This is a genomic window from Nonomuraea mangrovi, assembly GCF_042681425.1.
In the GTDB taxonomy this organism is placed as follows: Bacteria; Actinomycetota; Actinomycetes; order Streptosporangiales; family Streptosporangiaceae; genus Nonomuraea; species Nonomuraea mangrovi.
This window is the reverse complement of the sequence record NZ_JBHUFV010000061.1, coordinates 839,917-854,478: the sequence shown is the minus strand read 5'-3', so window position 1 is coordinate 854,478 and position 14,562 is coordinate 839,917. Positions and strand designations below refer to the sequence as shown.

Below are 14,562 nucleotides of genomic sequence, written 5' to 3'. Positions count from 1 at the left end.
GTCGCGCCAAGCTCGCGGGCGCCGCTCAGTCCGGCTGAAGGCCACCGCGTCTTTCGAAGGACCGCTGGGCATCCGCCAGCAGGCCGCCGAGATCGCCGCCGATACCCGCGGGCCCGCTCCGCATCATCGTCTCCTGCGCCTCCGCCGCGGCCTGCTCGGCCGCGTGCACCGCGGTGACGACCGCGTCGCCGAGGGTCACCCCGTCGTGCCTCCGTTTGCTCCGCAGGCTGATCTGCAGGGACACCAGATTGCCCATGGCGTCCACGGTGGCGACGATCCCTTCCTCGTCGGCCGTGCCGGTGAACTGCCGCCGGCTCCACTCCTCGACGGAGGCCTCGTATGCGGCCGCCGCACCTGCCAGTTGCTCGGCCAGCCTGTCCAGTTCCTCGTACTCGTCCATGCTCACCCGCGCAACAGATCGTCGAGGTACCGCGCGAACGGATCGTGGTCAGGGTCGGGCTGGGGCAGCTCTCCCGTCACCGCGTTCATGGCCTCGGTCAGTTCGTCGGCCATCGCGACGCGCGCGGCGTCTATGGCCTCCCGTACGGCCTCGGCGAGCTCGACATGGTCGAGTTCTCGCATCGCCAGGGGAGTGACGAGGACCTCCAGCAGCTGACCGGTGCCCGAAACCGTGGCCGTGACGCCGCCGGTGCCGTCGGAGCCCGTCAGCTTGCGGTGCTCGAGCTCGAGCATCGTCGCGGCGATCGCCTCGGTATGGCCGGCGATCTCATGGACCAGCCTGCCTATGTCAGCCGTGACCGGATCGAACGCGTCGTCGCGCTTCACGGGGTCTCCTCGGTGATCGGCGTCCAGTACGCGGGGTTGCCGACATGCGGGCTCAGGTGCAGCTCGTCGCGCGGCCCCAGCGCGCGGCGGCCGGCCTCGTAGAAGACGCCCCTGAGATCGTTCATCTTCAGCTCGAGGTCGTTGAGGGTGCCGTCGTAGCTCAGGTAGATGTCGTAGAACTGCTTGACCAGGTTGCCGGCCGCGGTGAGGAACAGCCCGGACTGCGTGTAGAGGGCGACCTTGGTGAGAGGCAGATGCGCCAGTGCCGCCAAACCCGCGAAGATCTTCTTGTTGCGGATCAGGAGCCCGAAGGCCGCCAGATCGTATTCCATGACCTCCTTGTACTGACTGTGCATCGTCGAGCTCATGTCCTTGGAGATGTTGCCCAGCTGGTCGAACATCCCGATCAGGTTGAAGCGGAGATACTGCTGGAAGGTCTCGACCGCGTGGCCCTTCCAGTTCGGGCTGATCTGGTGGAAGTACGACAGCCACACGTCCCAGGCGGCGCCCTTGATGTGGCCGTGCTGTTCCTTCCACGCGTCCCTGCGGAGCAGGAAGAGTGCGGGGTTGCCGACGTTCGCCAGGATGACCAGGAGGACCATCGACGCCAGGAAGCCGAGCCCGCACATGGCCATGCAGTACCTGATCGGGTGGCTGCTGGCTCTCATCTGTGCGAGCAAGGCTCGGTGGAAGGCGGTGCTGGGCGTGCCGACCGCGGCCGGGGGCCGGTTGAGGGCGATGGGCCTGCTGGCGTTGTTGACGTGCTGCGGACTCGGAGGGGAGACGTTGAACTTGTTCGAGGGCCCGCCCGCGGGCGGCTGAGCTGGGGGGGTTGACATGCGGTGGGCCTTTCAATGTCTGAGCCGCTCGGCGGCGGCCTTGAGCTCTTCCTCCGTGGTCAAGTAGTTCTTCGCGACCTGGAAGAACTTCTCGCATTCCTTGCCGAGCACGCCTTCGAGCAGTCCTGCGCAATCCGCCCAGGTCTCGGCGATCTCGTTGAACCTGTGCACGAAGAAGAGCCCCACGACGGGGATGCCGGCGAAGGGAAACTTGTCGGAGCCCTCGAAGACGGGAGTGCTGGGCCCGAGCAGTGCGACGGACTTGCCTGCCATCTCCAGTGAGCGGCCGAACCCGGTGATGGCGCCCGTGTCGTACTCCGTTCCGCCGTGGTCACCGGGCGTGGGCGCGGGCAGGCCGGGTTCGGCGGGGCTGGTCGGGATGGTCTCGCCGTCCGGCACCAGTCTGTCGGGGAAGCACGGCTTGGCGCATTTGGGCAGATGCTGACACGGGTCGGGAAAGCCGGGCGGGGGACTCGGAGGAGCGCTGGGACCACCGGTCGATGGGTTGGACGAAGGGCTCGGCGCGCCCGTGTCGCTCGGTGTGGGGCTCGGTGAACCGGTGTCACTGGGCGACCCGGTGTCACTGGGCGTCGGGCTGGGCGACCCGGTACCGGACGGGGAAGGAGACGGCCCAGGGGAGGTGCCGGGTGAAGGGCTGCCCGAGGGGCTGGGGTCTGGGGCGCCGTCGGGCACGCGATACACCTTCCGTTGCTCGGCTGATCTGGCGGCAGCCGTCAGCGTGGGCGGTCCATCTGGTTCGGGGAGAGACGCGTGAGCAGGAGGGCGCCGGTGCCCATCACTGCTCAGGTGATCCGCGCGTGATCACGAACAATAGGGGACGAAAGCCTCCCTGCGCCACCGACGTACGCAGACAAGCATCCCGACCCCCGGTCCCGCCGGGGCCGGGATCGACACGGCTCCCTCGCTGACAGCGAGGAACGGCGCTGATCAGCCCGATCCATGATCGCCAGGCCGATTCACTCGAGGACCGCGATCGCGTCCACCTCGATCAGGTGGCCCTGCGCGGCCCAGCCTCTGATGCGATCATTCACAGGAACTGTAAGCCTGCCCTACAGGCTGTCCAGGTCGATGGCCTCGGCCATGGCGTTCAGGCCCGCGTCGTTGGGGTGGAGCCAGTCGCCCACCTGGCTGTCGCGGACGTTGAACTCCGGCCGTAGCTGGTCCGGGTCGGTCGGTGAGAGCAGGGCGCGTTCGAAGTCGGCCACCGCGTCGTACTCCCCGCTGGCCCGGATCCAGCTGTTCACCTGGTCCCGGATCTGCTCCAGGGCGAACGGCTCCGGGGTGCCGTCCGGGTAGGACCACTGGTTGCCCTCGAACGGCATGATCGTCCCGCCGACGATCCTGATCCCTCGGGCGTGGGCGAGCCGGATCAGCGCCTGGACGGGCAGCGGGATCGGGTCGCTGACCAGCTCTTGACCCGCAGGGACGATCGCGCCCGGCCGCAGCGAGAAGGTCGCCGGACGCAGGGTCGTCGGACGGATGGCGGCCCCGGTGGCGGCCTTGGCCACCGTCGCCCCGCTCATCGTGAGTGGCGCCGTGCCGTACAGGTTGGAGATCTTGATGTGGATGGCGACGCCGGCGCCGGTGACCCGGACCACCTGGCGTGGAGATCCTGGTGAGAAGTCAGAAGTCGGCGGCGTGGTCGGCCGCCCACTGCGCGTAGGTGCGGGGCTGGTGGCCGGTGATCCGCTCCACGGTGTCGTTGACGTCGGCCGGCTTGCCGACGGTGGCCGCCATGAGGCCGAACAGCGCACTCAGGAAGGCCGGGTCCATGAAGGCGCTCATCTGCTGGAGCACTGGCTCCGGGTCGAGGTCCTCGGTGGTGAGCGGGCGGCCGAGCGCCTGGCCGAGGATGCGGACCTGGTCGGCCTGCGTGAGCGACTCGGGCCCGGTCAGGCTGTAGGTCTGTCCGGCGTGGCCGCCGCCGGTCAGCGTCGCGACCGCCACGTCCGCGACGTCCAGCTCGTGGATCACACTGAAGGCGGCGTCGATGTACGGCGCGCGGATCACATCACCGCCGGCCAGCTGCATCGCGAACGTCAGCGAGTTGATCGCCGGGAACAGCAGCCGCAGCACCGTCCATTCCAGCCCAGACTCGCGCACGGCCCGCTCCACGTCGCCGTGGTACTGGGCGATCACATCCGGCTGCACGTCGGCACCGTCCACGACCGCGCCGGAGGACAGGAAGACGACCCGCGCGACACCGGCCTCCCGGGCGGCGTCCAGGAGCGGAGCCGGGTCCATGCCGTACTGCAGGACCAGCAGGATCGCCCGCACGCCTTCGAGGGCGGCGGGCAGGGTCTCCGGCTTGGTCAGGTCGGCCTGAGCCAGCTCGACACCCTGCGGCAGGCCGGCCTGCTCGGGGTTGCGGGTCAACGCCCGTACGGGGTGGCCCGCGGCGTGCAACGCTTCGACGGCCTGACGACCGAAGTGGGCGGTGGCACCGGTAACCAGGTACATGAAAACTCCTCTTCAAAAGCTGACCAACAGGGACAACCTTATCAGAACGGAATGATTTGTTCCAATCTTCGTGATGGAGGGTGACGGCCAAGGTGAGGGCGGCCTGCGCCTTGGCGTCGGAGGCGTGCCGTGGTGGGCGGCCTCGGCCTCCTGCTCGGTCAGTCGGCCTGTCGGTAAGGCTGGCCGACGGTCGCGACGATCACGTGGCTGTAGGTCTCCGGTCTGTCCAGGTCCTCGGGTTGGACGATGTCGAGAGCCATCGGTGCAGATCCCTCCGCGGGTCAACGGTGAACGAAGAACGGGTGGCCAGGCGCGCGGCCGGGCCACCCGCGGCCACACGGTCGCCCGGGGTCACAAGCGGCGCGGCACTACGTCTGGGGTTCCTTACTCATGCTCACCGTCCTTCGCCTCGGGGTGGCGACCCAGGTAGCGAAGGAGGGCGGCCACGTCATCATCGCCCGGTCGGGGCGGCAGCGCGGCGGCGTAGGCGCCGTAGGCCCGCAGGGGCTCGACGATCTGGCGGGCCACCGGAAGGAGTTCGCGGGCGAGCTCCCCGGTGAGCGGGGAGGGAGCGCCGCTCGACATGGCGATGTCCCAGGCGTGCACGGCGGCGTCCAGGGCGCAGGCGCCCACGCCGAGCCTGGCGGTCATCTTGTTGGGCGGAACGGGGACGGGGACCTCCTCGGCGTCGGGGGAGATCTCCGCCCAGGCGTCCGCGGAGAGCTTGAGCGCCTGCTCCAGCACGCTCTGGGGTGAGGTGTCGAGCCTTCCCGACGGGGCGAAGGGGTTCTCCGACGGTCCCGGTCCTCCGGTGAGGAACGCGGCGAAGGCGATCTGGTCGCCCGCGGCGTGCTGCAGTACCTGGGTGGCGTTCCAGTCCGAGCAAGGAGTCGGGGCGGTCCAGTCCGTGACTCCCTGTACGGCGGTGCGGAGCGCGTCGTGCGCCTGCTCCAGGATCAGGATCTGCCGGCTCATGCTCTGTCTCCCGTGGTCGAAGAGGTGGAAAAGAACGTGCGAATGTCCTCGGCGAGAAGGTCGGGCGCGTCGTGGGCGGCCCAGTGGCTTCCCCTGTCGTACTCGTTCCACGACGTGATGTTCTTGTGGTCCCGCTCGGCGAACGCGCGGATGGGCCGGAAGTCGTAGGCGAAACTGGCCAGCCCGATCGGGAACGTGGTGGGCTCGGTGGGCTGCGGCGCGTGGGCGTTCTCGTAGTAGAAGCGGGCCGAGGAGGCCGCGGTGTTGGTGAACCAGTAGATCGAGGCGATGGTGAGCACGTCGTCGGGGTCGAGTGCGTCGCCGAGCAGCTGCCCGATCCAGGCGAGCTGGCCGGCGGGCGAGTCGGCCAGCGCGTGCGCCAGAGTCTGCGGCTGTGCGCTCTGCGCCTTGTCGTGAATCGCGTGATCGACGAACGACTGCAGGAAGCCCAGATAGTCCGTCTCCGCCTGGGTGAGGCCGGCGAACTCGGCCGGATCGCCGGAGGGGAAGGAGAAGATCTGGTTCACGTGCACGCCGATCACCCGGTCCTGGTCGATCCTCCCGAGCGCAGGCGCGATGATCGCCCCCGCGTCGTTGCCGTGGACGCCGTAGCGTGCGTAGCCGAGCCGCCGCATCAGCTCGGCCCAGGTCCTGGCCACCCGGGTGGCGTCCCAGCCGCGCCTCGTGGTGCGCCCGGAGAAGCCGAATCCGGGGATGGAGGGGATGACCAGGTGGAAATCCCGTGACAGCGGCTCGACCAGGCCGAGGTACTCCACGAACGTGTTCGGCCAGCCGTGGGTGAGGATCAGCGGCGTGGCGTCCTGGTTGCCGGAACGCACGTGGACGAAATGGACGCTCTGCCCGTCGATCTCGGTGCTGAACTGCGGGTATTGGTTGAGCCTGGCCTCCTGCACGCGCCAGTCGAAGGTGTCGCGCCACCGCGTCACCAGGTCGCGCACGTAGGACAGCGGCACGCCGTACTGCCAGCCCGGCCGCACCGGCCCTGCCGCCGGAACGCCGTCCAGCTCTTCAGACGGCAGTTCATCGGCCCAGCGGGTACGGCGAAGCCGCTCCATCAGGTCGTCGAGATCGGCTTGAGGAATCTCGATCGTGAATGGCTTGATATCGGTCATGCGGTGATTCTTCGGGTCGACCGATGGCGGCGGGTAGTGTCATGCGCACCTCACGTCATGAAGATTGCCCTCCAAAGGGTGCAAAATGCATACTGCCGTTCCTGGTGCGGGGCGGGAGTGGACGATGCGACTGTTGGGGCGGCACTCCGGGTGGGTGTTGATCGCGAGCGTCCTGCTCTGTCACGTCATCGCCAGGATCGCCCGGCTTTTCGACGCGAACTCGCGGACCGGCCTTGCTCCGTGGGCCTTGCCGTTCGGGATCGCGGTCATCGTGGCGGCCGGCGCGGTACTGGCCTTGATCGTGAGCCGGCGGTCGCGGCCGGTCCTCCTGCTGGTCGCCCAGACGATCCTCGTCTTCGGGCCGTACCCGCTCCTGGGGGCCGCGTGGGGTCCGATCGCCGGCATGCTGGGCTCGGCCCTCCTGCTGACGCTGCCGGGACCCGCCTCCTGGATCCTGTTCGGCTCGGCCGTGCTGGCCGATGTGACCGTGAACGGTTCCCTGTCCGGCACCGGGCCGCCCGCGTACGGGGGCGCGCTGCTCATCGATGTCACCTCGAGCTTCACCATCTTCGCCGTCACCTACCTGGTCCGGCGGCTTGATCAGGCGGCCAGGGAGCGCGAGCGGCTGGCGGCGCTCGCGGTGGCCGCGGAACGCATGGAGTCGGCGGCACGGCTACGCGACACGCTCGGTGCGGAGATGTCGGCGATCGTCCGGCTGATCGGCGACAACCTGGACACTCCCACCCGGGGTGGCCTCGGCCTGATCGCGGAGGCGAGCAGGAGCGCGCTGGCCACCGCCCGCTCCGTCGCCGACGCCCAGCGCGCCGAGATCCCGCTGCAGCCGCCGGACCAGCCCGTCCGGCTCCGGCCTCGCTTCGCCTGGTGGTTCCTCGTCCTTCTGCTGGCGGGCTACACCGCCATCGCGATGGTCAACGTCGCCGAGCTCACCGACGTGAACACATCTGCCTGGCTGCTGCTGATCACGCTGGTGGCGGCCTCGGGCGGCCTGCAGCTCTATCACGGAGCCCCCCGACCCGACGCCTCCACGCCGCGCGCCTGGCCATGGACCCTGTCCCTGCACGCGCTGGTCGCGACCATCGCCGTCACGGTCCCGGGGTGGCCGGCCACCTATGTCGCGGCGCCGTTCCTCCTGTGGTTCGGAGCGCTCGTCGTGAGGGTCGGAACACCCTGGGCTTGGGCCGTCCCCGGCGTCGCCGCCGTGGCGAGCCCCTTCCTCCTCCACTCCGGCGGATGGTCCGTCGGCATGGGCGTCTACTGGCTCGTGGCCCCGATCCTCTCGACGATCGCGGTCTACGCGCTGTGCCGCATCCCCGAGGTGACCAGGCGGCTCGACGAGACCCGGAGAGAGGCCGCCAGGATGGCCGTCGTCGCCGAACGGCTGCGCGTGGCCAGGGACGTCCATGACCTGCTCGGACGCGGACTGTCCGGGATCACGCTCAAGGCCGAGCTCGCCGCCCGGCTGCTCGACGGTGACCCCGGCCGAGCAGACGCCGAACTGCGCGAACTGGCCTGGCTGGCCGACGCGACGCTCGCCGAGGTCCGTTCCGTCGCGGACGCCCCCGTCTGCCTGTCCTTCGCCGAGGAGGTCGCCACCGCCCGGTCCGTCCTGGAGGCCGCGGGCTCCCACGTCACCGTCGACCTCGCGGAGCCGCCGGCGGACAGCGACGACATCCTCGCCGTGGTCCTGCGCGAGGCGGTCACCAACATCGTCCGCCACTCGCACGCCGCCAAGACCACGATCTCCGTCACGACGGACGACGCCGGGATCCACCTCCGGATCTCCAACGACCGGCCGAGCACCGCCGTACCGCTGAAGCGTCAGGGAACCGGTCTGGCCAACCTGGCGGTACGGCTCGCCGAGGCGGACGGGCGGCTCACCACGGACCTTCGCGAGGACACCTACACCCTCACAGCCAGCCTGCCTCGGTAGCGATGCGGATGGCGTCCACCCGGTTGCGCGCGTCGAGCTTGGTCACCGCGGAGGCGAGATAGTTGCGGACCGTTCCGTACGACAGGTGCAGTCGCGCGGAAACCTCCCGCGGCGTCGCGCCCGAGGCGGTGAGACGCAGCACGTCGGCCTCACGCTCGGTCAACGGATTGTCGACCACGTCGAGCGCGGCGTAGGCGAGCTGCGGATCCAGGACCCGCCCGCCCCTGGCGACGGTGCGGATCGCCTCGGCCAGTTCCTCCGGCCGCGAGTCCTTGAGCATGAACCCGGCCGCCTGGGCGGCGATGCTCCGCCGCAGGTTTCCCGGCCGGCCGACGCCGGTGAGAATCAGCACCTTGCAGGACGGGAGCCGCTCACGTAGGTGCGCGGCCGCGTCCAGGCCGTCGAGATGGGGCAGCTCGATGTCGATCACCGCGACGTCCGGCCGGTGCTCCAGGGCCGACGCCACGATGGCGTCGCCGGTGTCCACACTCGCCACCACCTCGAGGTCGCCTTCGAGCTTCAGCAGCCCTACCAGCGCGTCCCGCAGGAGACGCATGTCCTCGGCCACCAGTACGCGGATCACGGGTCCCACGCTACACACGTAGTGCCATGAACACCCACAAACCTCGCGTCACCTCTCACGTCCCAAGAGATGCGGACACGAGCGGAGGGCCCTGCCGGACGAGTGCTCGCCGTCTACGGGTCGGCGGAGGCGGACTGGTGCTGCTCGGGCAGATGGCTTTCCGGGTGCGCCCACACCAGGACGTTGTCGTGCCGTACCCGCTGGAAGAAGGCGAGCACCTCCTGGTCGGAGTGGCGCAGGCTGAAGTGGGTCAGGACGAACAGCGTGTCCGGGTGCGCCTCGATCACGGGTTCGAGCCGGCTCCAGACCGTGTGCCCGACCCGGTCGGCGCGCGGCAGCTCGCTGTCGTGGAGAAAGGTGCACTCGGTGATGATGACCGGATAGGTGAACAGCCAGGGGTTCCGCTCGAACACCGACACATGCGTATCGCCCAGGAAGGCGAAAAGGGGACGGCGTACCTGCCGATCGACCTGCACGCCTTCTCGCCGTTTCCGAGCCATGATCCGGCCGAACTCCTCGCCGCGGCCGTCCCGGACGAGGGCGTGCCGCAGGTCCTGGAATTCGGGCAACAGCTCTTTGCCGTTCTCGGAGAACGCGTAGCCCACGCAGGGCACCTTGTGCTCGCATCGCACCACGCGGACGTGGTGGCCACCGGAGCCGAAAGTGAATTCGTCGTCCTGCCGCACGCCGTGCAGACGACAGGCCGGAGCCAGCGCCGGATCGTACGGCGCCGCGTGATTCAGCTCGGCGGACGCACGCAGAAAAGTCTCCACATAGGGCAGCGCCTCGGCAGGCAGGTAGATGTCGGTGCCGGACGCTCTGGACGCGAGGTAGTCGAGATCCTTGGCGTGGTCATGGTGCGTGTGCGTCAAGAAGACCGTCTCGGCCTGCCGCCCCTCGCACAACCCGGCGTCCAGGGCGCATCGCAGCTCCGGTATGTGGAAGAAGGTCTTGTCGTTCGCCCGGGAGTATCCGGTGAGGGTGAATGCGGTGCCGGGTATCCGCCATGTCTTCCACTGCCGGAACGGATGTCCCTTTTCCAGCCGGTGGGGGTGCTCGGCCTGCCGTTCAAAAGTCCGCGTCATCGGATACGCCTTCCAGATGTTCTTCCTGGCCTGATGGCTGATGATCAGGCTCGCGGTCCGGCGACAGAATTTCCAGCGGATATCACGCCCACACGGCGTGGGACAGGCGGTGTCGTCGACCGGCAGGGCAGTCACCGCTGTGATCTGGCCGACCACAGCGGTGACCGTCCTCGGGCGGGCAGGTGTCAGACGCCGAACGCCGCCGGGTAGCGGATGGTCCCGGTGGGAACCGGGCGGGTGGCGTCGAAGGCCAGCGCCATCATGTACTTGTCCTCGACCTCGAAGGGCGCGCGAATGCCGAAGCGCGAGGCGGGGGTGAAGCCGAAGCGCGGGTAGTACTCGGCGTGGCCGAGGACGAGCACGAGGTTCTCACCCTGCTCCTGGGCGGCGCGAAGGGCGGCCCTGATGGCCGCCGAGCCCGCCCCCTGCCCCTGGTGCTCAGGACGGACCGCGCACGGCCCCAGAGTGAGGGCGGGGGAGCCGTCGACATGGCAGCGGGTGAGCAGCGCGTGCCCGGCGATGGTGCCGCCGGGGGCCTCGGCGACCCAGGAGAGGCCGGGGAGCCACGCGGTGGCGTCGGCGCGCAGTTCCTCGATCAGGTCGGCCTCGTGCGAGGTCGGGAAGGCGGCGAGGTTGACCTCGCGGATCAGGTCGAGGTCGGCGCCGGTCTCGGAGCGGGTGATCCAGGCGGTGTTCATGGCGGTGGTCAGGTCCGTTTCTGTGCTCTCCCGCGATGGCGGGAGGAGGTGGTGGTCGGTGTCGCCGCGCGTGGCGGCGGATGCGGTGCGGTCAGGCGGCGCGACGTCGCCGGTCACGTCTGCCGGTCCCTGAACCTGTAGGTGGCGCGCAGGTGGCTGGTGATGGCCTTCTGCCTGTCGGTGCGCTCGCCGCGCAGCCTGGCGTCGGTGCGCGACGCCGCCCATGCGTTCTCGCGCTGCAGCTTGCGGTAACTGGCCAGCCGGCGTTCGGCCAGCTCACCGGCCTGGATCGCCGCCTGTACCGCACAGCCTGGTTCGCTGTTGTGGGCGCAGTCGCCGAAGCGGCAGTGCTCGGAGAGCTCTTCGATCTCGGCGAAGACCTGCTCCAGGCCGTCGGCGCCGCCGTACAGGCTGATCCCGCGCAGGCCGGGGGTGTCGATGAGGACGCCGCCTCCCGGCAGGGGCACCAGCTCTCGACGGACCGTGGTGTGACGGCCCTTGCCGTCGGCGGCCCGCACCGTGCCGGTGGCCAGGAGTTCGTCGCCGAGGAGTGCGTTGCCCAGCGTGGACTTGCCGGCTCCCGACGAGCCGAGCAGGACCGTGGTGCCGCTCAGCAGCGCGGTCAGCACGTCGATGTTCTGGCTGGTGGCCACGCTGGTGACCAGGATGTCCACGCCTGGCGCCAGCGCGCGTGCCTCGTCCTGCACGGCGTCGGCGTCAGTGGCCAGGTCGGCCTTGGTCAGCACGATCAGCGGCTGGGCGCCGCTCTCCCATGCCAGCGTCAGCAGCCGTTCCAGCCTGGCGGCGTCCAGCGCGCCGGCCAGGGAGACGGCGATGGCGACGGTGTCGACGTTGGCGGCCAGCACCTGCCCGTGGGAGGAGCGCGAGGCCGAGGAGCGCACGATCGCGGTACGGCGCGGCAGCAGCGCCACGAGCGCCGGATCCGCGCCGTGACGCAGCGCCGCCCAGTCGCCGGTGCAGGGCGCCTGCAGCGGATCGGGTGAGTACAGGGCCGAGATGTCGGCCCGTACGGAGCCGTCCGCGGTGATCGCGTCGCACAGACCGCGGTCCACGCGCGCGATGCGGGCGGGCGTCAGGCCCGCGGCGCGGTACGGCTCGAAGGACTGCTCGAGCTCGTCGGTCCATCCGTAGGCGGACAGGCCTGACTCGGTGGAGAAGAAAGGCGATGACAACGTGAGATTCCTTGCGGGAAGGGACCCCGACGTGACGCAGACGTCACCTCGTCGCACGAGCGGGACGGCTCATGACGAGGGAAGGCAGTGGGTCAGACCGGGGCCCGGGACGTGAGGATTGTCCGGGCGCTGCGCACAGCAGCGGTCTTCACCGCGGTCATCAACCTCACCTCCCTTTCATCCAGCGGTCCGATACAAGTCCGGATCACGATAGCACCCCCGAACCACCGGCACTGCCCGGCGGGCCGCACAGACTCGCCTCCACCCGTGATGGCCCTCGCCGGTCGGACGCGGACCCGTGACAGCCGCGCCCGACCGGCGAGGGCCGGTCCAGAGTCAGCTCGCCGGCCCGGCCCGCCGGCGGATGGGTGCGAAGTCGGGCCCTGATCGCGCGTGAACTGCGCGAACAGTCGGTACGTCGGCCCGCAGGACGACCGCTCCCGAGCCGCCGGGCGCCGGGCGAGCGCTCGCGGCAGGATCCCTGCGGGCCATCGAAGCCCGCGGCGTTTCAGCGGCCAGGCGCCTGCCAGGGTGGCCGGCCACGGCTGCGATGGCGGCCGCTTCCGTGACACGAGTCACCACGTGTGGATGGGCAGGCCGTACTCAGAGGAGGTGGAAGGGCGGGCCGCTTTCGCAGCCGGAGGGGGTGTTGTTGCCGCTGATGTCGAAATCAGCACAGGTGAGGAACAGGTGATTGAACTTGCCGAGCAGGAAGGCCAGGACCCCGACGGCGATCGTGACGGCGACCGCCCGCATCCGGTGCAGTTCCGGGAGGTCGGCGTAGTCGGGCAGCAGGATTCTCGACAGCAGCCACGCCAGGATCGGCGCGCCCACCAGGGTGAGCACCACCTCGAAGTAGTGGAGGTAGTGAAACCCATGAACTCGCGGCGCCACGACCGCCAGGACGATCCAGAACGAGGGCAGTGCCAGCGCGACCCAGCCTCCCCAGGGCAGCGCACCTCTGGTGCGCAGCATCAGGCCTGAGAGCAACACCGCCGTGGCCACGGCCCAGATCGTCAGCACGGCGTCGAAGAAGATGGCGCCGTACGCGCCCAGCGTGAACGCGGGCCACCAGATGACGAGCGTGCCACCCGCCGCCGCTGCCGCGGTGGCCCGGAGGGTGGGATCGATGTCGGGAAGGCCGCGCTTCCCTTTCGGACTGGGATCGACCATGTTCACTCCGACCGCTCGACACCAGCCGAGCCGCTGGACTCTCGCTTCCAGGCGCGACGCACGCCCGCTTCGCCAATGTAGAGAAACGCAGCGCGTTCCCAGCCTGGCGACTCACCATCCGCACCGAGAAATGACGATGTTTCCGTCCGCCCGCGGGACAGCTTCACGGCCGGGCTGATACGGGCTGTCACAGCTCCAGCGTCCGCCACCAGGCAGCGGCGATGGAGCAGGCGCCGACCACCGTCACCACCAAAAGCAGGATCGGCAGGCCCGCGAAGCGGACCGGCAGGACCTGAACCAGCCAGATCGCGACAGCTGTCACGGCGAGTACGCCGAGCAACAGTAAGGCGACGACCATGTCTCCTCCGGGGAATCGATCTTTCTGTAACGCTTGAGAAGATCAGCTTGAGGGGTCGAGTGGTGCCCAGCGCAAGAAGCGCACCAGTTCACAGAGCCGGTTGGCCGACCGCGGAACAGCCCGGGGAACGCGGCACGTCGCCGGATGCGGCTGCCGTGACCGCGGTTGCGACCATCAGGAGGCTGAGGCGTCCCTGACCGCGGCGGACAGCCAGACGATCAGCGCGGTGAGGACCGCGATGGTGATGATGATCAGTGCGGGAAAGTACCAATCGGGGAAAAGTAGCCCGAGGTCGAGATCGCCCGAGGGATAGAGAACGATCGCGTGAGTGCCCAATACGGCCAGGGCGAGACTCAACACGTAGACCACACTGGCGGCCGTGCACAACATGAGGCCACCGACGGTGGATCGACGATTCAGCCGGCCACCCAGCGCGGCGAGCAGGGCCGCCTCGACGGCGAGGATGAGGGTGATGCCGAGTGTCACCTTCCGCGCCGACGCGATCCCCCTGTCCAACCGGCTCGGCAGCAGGTCGCTCCAACCTTGGTGCCAGGGGTTGAGCCCACTCTGGGCGGCCAGCTGGATCGCGATCAGAGTCACCGCGGCATACAGCAATGGCGCTAACAGGGCGCACCGCAGAGCGGTCGAGCGTTTCAGGCGTCGTAGGTCCATGATCGATGAGACTACTGACTCAGCTCGACCACCCGCCGGCGGCACGGTCTGCGGCTCGTGGCAGTGACCACTCCCCGGTACCGCGCACCGCGCCGAACCCCGACAGCCGCCGTCGGCGGAATCGTCGACGGTGCCGCTCAGGCCGTCCGAGCACGGTGGGAGTTTCACTCCCAGGGAGTGGCGCACACTGCTTTAAACGTCAAATAAAGGTATGCGCACGTCTCTTCATTGGAAATCACCGAGATTCGCGGAATGCGGAACCCGCCCTGAAGGTTGCAGCGCGACATATCCGGATTTATCGCACAATTCCGGGAAGCCGGCCCAGGTCTCACCAGGGCACAACCCATTCGACATGGAGTGATCTCGATGTTCACGATGAAGAACGTTCTCGCAGCCGGAGCAGTGGCAGCCTTCGCCCTCGTCGCGCCCGCGACCGTGTCGGCCGATGTCCTCGCCGCCGACACCGCGGTCGCCACGCACTACAGCGCATCCGCGAGCGATCCCGGTCTCGGGAAGGGTATCGGCCTAGGCGGCACCAATGCGGGCGGCGGTGGCAGCAACAGGAATAATTAGTACAAATTCCTGGAAGGTCATGAAAGGCAAGGAAGAGGCGTCGGAGGTCATTCTTTCCGGCG

Annotated in this window: 17 protein-coding genes; 2 read left to right on the top strand and 15 right to left on the bottom strand. The window is 69.0% G+C overall.

Annotated features, from left to right (window positions below; all coding sequences use genetic code 11):
• Nucleotides 1-25 precede the first annotated feature (25 nt).
• The 8 genes from ACFSKW_RS42935 to ACFSKW_RS42900 all read right to left on the bottom strand — a co-directional run bounded on the left by ACFSKW_RS42935 (nt 26) and on the right by ACFSKW_RS42900 (nt 6,214).
• Complete coding sequence (locus ACFSKW_RS42935) at nt 26-400, bottom strand: YbaB/EbfC family nucleoid-associated protein (protein ID WP_379580278.1); 375 nt, start codon at nt 398-400, stop codon at nt 26-28.
• A gap of 2 nt (nt 401-402) precedes the next feature.
• On the bottom strand, nt 403-786 hold the full coding sequence (locus tag ACFSKW_RS42930; RefSeq protein WP_379580139.1) for a YbaB/EbfC family nucleoid-associated protein: 384 nt from the start codon (nt 784-786) through the stop codon (nt 403-405).
• Nucleotides 783-1,625 carry a hypothetical protein gene (locus tag ACFSKW_RS42925; protein WP_379580137.1) on the bottom strand — a complete coding sequence of 281 codons (843 nt, stop codon included), beginning with the start codon at nt 1,623-1,625 and terminating at the stop codon, nt 783-785. Before ACFSKW_RS42925 ends, ACFSKW_RS42930 begins: the two co-directional genes overlap by 4 nt.
• A 12-nt stretch (nt 1,626-1,637) precedes the next feature.
• Nucleotides 1,638-2,024, bottom strand: a complete 387-nt coding sequence (locus tag ACFSKW_RS42920) for a hypothetical protein (protein ID WP_379580136.1) — start codon at nt 2,022-2,024, stop codon at nt 1,638-1,640.
• A 671-nt stretch (nt 2,025-2,695) separates the two neighbouring features.
• Nucleotides 2,696-3,244 carry an SGNH/GDSL hydrolase family protein gene (locus ACFSKW_RS42915; protein WP_379580134.1) on the bottom strand — a complete coding sequence of 183 codons (549 nt, stop codon included), beginning with the start codon at nt 3,242-3,244 and terminating at the stop codon, nt 2,696-2,698.
• A 25-nt stretch (nt 3,245-3,269) separates the two neighbouring features.
• Nucleotides 3,270-4,106, bottom strand: coding sequence for an NAD(P)H-binding protein (locus ACFSKW_RS42910; protein WP_379580132.1), 837 nt, complete (start codon nt 4,104-4,106; stop codon nt 3,270-3,272).
• Between the two features lie 384 nt (nt 4,107-4,490).
• Nucleotides 4,491-5,081 (bottom strand): TIGR03086 family metal-binding protein, encoded by a 591-nt coding sequence (locus tag ACFSKW_RS42905; protein ID WP_379580130.1) that lies wholly within the window; start codon nt 5,079-5,081, stop codon nt 4,491-4,493.
• Entirely contained in the window at nt 5,078-6,214 is a 1,137-nt protein-coding gene (locus tag ACFSKW_RS42900; protein WP_379580128.1) for an epoxide hydrolase family protein, read from the bottom strand. Before ACFSKW_RS42900 ends, ACFSKW_RS42905 begins: the two co-directional genes overlap by 4 nt.
• A gap of 124 nt (nt 6,215-6,338) precedes the next feature.
• Between ACFSKW_RS42900 and ACFSKW_RS42895 the strand changes: the two genes are divergently transcribed.
• Nucleotides 6,339-8,165: a sensor histidine kinase gene (locus ACFSKW_RS42895; protein ID WP_379580126.1), complete on the top strand. Its 1,827-nt coding sequence runs from the start codon at nt 6,339-6,341 to the stop codon at nt 8,163-8,165.
• Here the strand turns inward: ACFSKW_RS42895 and ACFSKW_RS42890 are convergent.
• The 7 genes from ACFSKW_RS42890 to ACFSKW_RS42860 form a co-directional block, all read right to left on the bottom strand.
• On the bottom strand, nt 8,143-8,748 hold the full coding sequence (locus ACFSKW_RS42890) for a response regulator transcription factor (protein WP_379580124.1): 606 nt from the start codon (nt 8,746-8,748) through the stop codon (nt 8,143-8,145). The genes ACFSKW_RS42895 and ACFSKW_RS42890 overlap by 23 nt on opposite strands.
• A gap of 113 nt (nt 8,749-8,861) precedes the next feature.
• Entirely contained in the window at nt 8,862-9,989 is a 1,128-nt protein-coding gene (locus tag ACFSKW_RS42885; protein WP_379580122.1) for an MBL fold metallo-hydrolase, read from the bottom strand.
• A gap of 29 nt (nt 9,990-10,018) precedes the next feature.
• Nucleotides 10,019-10,531 (bottom strand): GNAT family N-acetyltransferase, encoded by a 513-nt coding sequence (locus ACFSKW_RS42880; RefSeq protein ID WP_379580276.1) that lies wholly within the window; start codon nt 10,529-10,531, stop codon nt 10,019-10,021.
• Between the two features lie 113 nt (nt 10,532-10,644).
• A complete protein-coding gene (gene rsgA / locus ACFSKW_RS42875; RefSeq protein ID WP_379580121.1) occupies nt 10,645-11,724 on the bottom strand; it encodes a ribosome small subunit-dependent GTPase A in 1,080 nt (359 codons plus the stop codon).
• Nucleotides 11,725-12,327: 603 nt separating this feature from the next.
• Entirely contained in the window at nt 12,328-12,897 is a 570-nt protein-coding gene (locus ACFSKW_RS42870; RefSeq protein ID WP_379580119.1) for a hypothetical protein, read from the bottom strand.
• A 187-nt stretch (nt 12,898-13,084) separates the two neighbouring features.
• Nucleotides 13,085-13,255, bottom strand: coding sequence for a hypothetical protein (locus ACFSKW_RS42865; RefSeq protein WP_379580117.1), 171 nt, complete (start codon nt 13,253-13,255; stop codon nt 13,085-13,087).
• Nucleotides 13,256-13,429: 174 nt separating this feature from the next.
• Nucleotides 13,430-13,855, bottom strand: coding sequence for a hypothetical protein (locus ACFSKW_RS42860; RefSeq protein WP_379580115.1), 426 nt, complete (start codon nt 13,853-13,855; stop codon nt 13,430-13,432).
• A 438-nt stretch (nt 13,856-14,293) separates the two neighbouring features.
• Between ACFSKW_RS42860 and ACFSKW_RS42855 the strand changes: the two genes are divergently transcribed.
• The gene (locus ACFSKW_RS42855) at nt 14,294-14,500 is read left to right on the top strand and encodes a hypothetical protein (protein WP_379580114.1); all 207 of its coding nucleotides are present in this window, start codon (nt 14,294-14,296) and stop codon (nt 14,498-14,500) included.
• Nucleotides 14,501-14,562: the final 62 nt, after the last annotated feature.

Excerpts from the sequence above, each read along its gene's own strand:
- ACFSKW_RS42935 (WP_379580278.1), bottom strand. The coding sequence starts at position 400 with ATGGACGAGTACGAGGAACTGGACAGGCTGGCCGAGCAACTGGCAGGT.
- ACFSKW_RS42925 (WP_379580137.1), bottom strand. The coding sequence starts at position 1,625 with ATGTCAACCCCCCCAGCTCAGCCGCCCGCGGGCGGGCCCTCGAACAAG.
- ACFSKW_RS42910 (WP_379580132.1), bottom strand. The coding sequence starts at position 4,106 with ATGTACCTGGTTACCGGTGCCACCGCCCACTTCGGTCGTCAGGCCGTC.
- ACFSKW_RS42905 (WP_379580130.1), bottom strand. The coding sequence starts at position 5,081 with ATGAGCCGGCAGATCCTGATCCTGGAGCAGGCGCACGACGCGCTCCGC.
- ACFSKW_RS42900 (WP_379580128.1), bottom strand. The coding sequence starts at position 6,214 with ATGACCGATATCAAGCCATTCACGATCGAGATTCCTCAAGCCGATCTC.
- ACFSKW_RS42895 (WP_379580126.1), top strand. The coding sequence starts at position 6,339 with ATGCGACTGTTGGGGCGGCACTCCGGGTGGGTGTTGATCGCGAGCGTC.
- ACFSKW_RS42880 (WP_379580276.1), bottom strand. The coding sequence starts at position 10,531 with ATGAACACCGCCTGGATCACCCGCTCCGAGACCGGCGCCGACCTCGAC.
- ACFSKW_RS42870 (WP_379580119.1), bottom strand. The coding sequence starts at position 12,897 with ATGGTCGATCCCAGTCCGAAAGGGAAGCGCGGCCTTCCCGACATCGAT.
- ACFSKW_RS42865 (WP_379580117.1), bottom strand. The coding sequence starts at position 13,255 with ATGGTCGTCGCCTTACTGTTGCTCGGCGTACTCGCCGTGACAGCTGTC.
- ACFSKW_RS42855 (WP_379580114.1), top strand. The coding sequence starts at position 14,294 with ATGTTCACGATGAAGAACGTTCTCGCAGCCGGAGCAGTGGCAGCCTTC.